4 protein-coding genes are annotated in these 2,300 nt (G+C 67.3%); all 4 read right to left on the bottom strand.

Translation table 11 applies throughout. The annotated features are described in order from the left end of the window. On the bottom strand, positions 1–783 hold a 783-nt coding region (locus G7B69_RS16585; RefSeq protein WP_166181284.1), incomplete at its 3' end, for a hypothetical protein. Then, on the bottom strand, positions 783–1,169 hold the full coding sequence (locus G7B69_RS16590) for a DUF6152 family protein (protein ID WP_166181285.1): 387 nt from the start codon (positions 1,167–1,169) through the stop codon (positions 783–785). The genes G7B69_RS16590 and G7B69_RS16585, both read right to left, overlap by 1 nt. A 17-nt stretch (positions 1,170–1,186) precedes the next feature. After that, positions 1,187–1,585 (bottom strand): DUF6152 family protein, encoded by a 399-nt coding sequence (locus tag G7B69_RS16595; protein WP_166181287.1) that lies wholly within the window; start codon positions 1,583–1,585, stop codon positions 1,187–1,189. After that, positions 1,575–2,300: hypothetical protein (locus G7B69_RS16600; RefSeq protein ID WP_207786059.1), on the bottom strand; the 726-nt coding region annotated here is incomplete at its 5' end. The genes G7B69_RS16595 and G7B69_RS16600, both read right to left, overlap by 11 nt.

The raw sequence follows: 2,300 nt of genomic DNA on the forward strand, positions 1-2,300 counted from the left end.
GACCGGATTGCGGTCGTTTTGGGAGCATTCGAACTCGAGGAGGGCGCCGTAGCGGTCGCGTCGGTAGCGGGCTGTGGTGTGGAAGGGTTCGGCGAGGGCGTCGGGATCTTCCATGGTCATTTCGTCGACGAGCACGTTGGGGTCGGCGGGATCGAGGTGGATGCGCTCGACGAGGTGGAGCTTGGCGGAGTGGGGATAGCCGTGATCGATCTCCAGCGCGGGATCGATGGCAACGGTGTCGGCGACCAGCGTGTCGCCCTCCCAGTGGCCGATGGAATCGCCCATGTAGGTCGGATCGGGATCGTCCTGGTGGGTCCGCCCGTCGGTCCAGATGGTGCGCGTCTGCATCCACGCTTCCTGGTTGATGGTGACCCGCCCGGGGGCGAACACGAACTCGTAGGGGTACTGCGCCAGGCGCATGATCCCGGGCATGCCCGGCGGGCTGCAGTACGAGCGCTCGCGCCGGGTGACCCCGTTGTTGGCCCGCGCCTCGGCGGCGATCGCGTCGTGCTGCTTGAGGTACTCGCCCTTGAGCCTGGGCGTCGGCTCGGGCTCGGCGCCGGGGACGCGGCCGCGGAAGGCGAGGAACCACACCCCGCCCCAGTCGGGCAGCTGGTCGAGCGCGGCGTAATGCCCCTTGGGGTTGGCCGCCCCCTGCCCTTCCCTGACCCCCGCCGGCGGCGACGACCGGGTCGCCGCGCCGAGCTGCTGGGCCGCCAGCGGCTCGAGGGCCGCGCCGACAAGGAGGAGGGCGGCGAGCGAGGCGCCGGCGAGCCGCTTCATCAGCTCTTCTTGCCCGACGTGCTCTGGCCGAGCGTGGTGCCGTCGGCCAGCTTGACCCCGGCGAAGCTGCCGCCCTTGTCGCCGCTCCTGAGCGGGTGGACGTAGAGCGTCACGTGGTCCCCCGGCTTGACCGTGGTGCGCTTCCAGCCTTCCTGGACGAGGTTGTTGGGCGCGGTCATCTCGATCGCCCAGTGCTCGGTGCCGTCGGGCGTCTTGATGTCGGCTTCCATGAAGCTGTGCGGGTTCTGCCACTTGAACTGGGTGATCGTGGCGTCGAGCGCGACCGTCCTGGTCATGTCGAACATCGCGTAGCTGTGGTGCGCCAGCGCGGGAGCGCCAAGCAGCGCCAGCGCCGGGAGCAGCCATCGAAAGAGGGGTCGGGTCATGGCCTTGTCTCGCATCCTTAAAGGCGGGGAACGTTCACCGGCTGGCCGTTCTTGGGCAAGCCGGAATCGAGCACTTTGCCGCTCGCGAACTTCAGATCGAGGAACAGCCCGCCGGGCTGCCCGTCGCGCAAGGGGTTCATCCGCACCGTCACCTCGTCGCCCATCTTCACCGCCGAGCGGCTCCAGCCCTGGCGCTTCAAATTGTTCGGACTGTTGAGCTCGAGGCTCCAGCGCTTGCCCTTGGCGTCGTCGATCTCGAGGAACGCGTGCGGGTTGGTCCACTGGAACTCGTGGACCTTGCCCTGCAGCGTGACGATCTGCTTCTGGTCGAACATCGCAAAGCTGTGGTGCGCCGCAGCCGGCATCGCCGCGGCAAGCACCCCCAGCAGCGCGAGGCCGGTAAGCTTACTTCGCATTGGGTTCTCCCTTGAGCTCGGTCTGGCCGCGCTCCCTGGCGGTCTCGCTGCCCAGCTCGGTGCCGGGCAAGTGCTCGTTGTACTGCAGGATGCACTCGGCCTCGTTGATGTCGGTCTCGTCGGCGCGCAGCCAGCGCTTGGTCGAGCGCCACTCGCCTTCCCACATCGCCGGGTCGGTCATCACGTACTCGATCTGCATCGTCTTGCCCTGGTCCAGCAGCTTGATCCGCTCGACCATGTGGAACTGGTCGGAGATCGGAATGCCGGTGTCGATGTAATGGTGGTCGGGCTCGAAGTAGCGCGTGTCGACCACCAGCGTATCGCCTTCCCAGTGGCCGATCGACTCGCCGTTGTAGCTCGGCACGACGATGTCGGGATCGGTGTGCTCGCGCCCGTCCAGGAAGATCGTCCGCACCGAGTTGTTGAAGCCGCTGATCATGAAGATCGCCGTCGGGATCTGCACGAAGTTCTGCGGCCACACCCGCGTCATCACCATCGGCATCCCCGGCGGGTAGCACTGCCCGATCGCGTCGCGGTAGGTCTTGCCCGCCGCCGCCGCCTGCGCGCTCTCGATCAGCGCCTCGCGCCCTTCCTTGTAGAACTTCGGGTACGGCGGCCCGAACATGAACTTGGCAAACCCCTCGCGCAGATCGATGAACCACGTCCCCGTCACATCGAACGGCGCCTTGGGCCGCGGCTTGGCAATGTTCGCCGG

Source organism: Croceibacterium segetis (genome assembly GCF_011320115.1).
Classification (GTDB): Bacteria; Pseudomonadota; Alphaproteobacteria; order Sphingomonadales; family Sphingomonadaceae; genus Croceibacterium_B; species Croceibacterium_B segetis.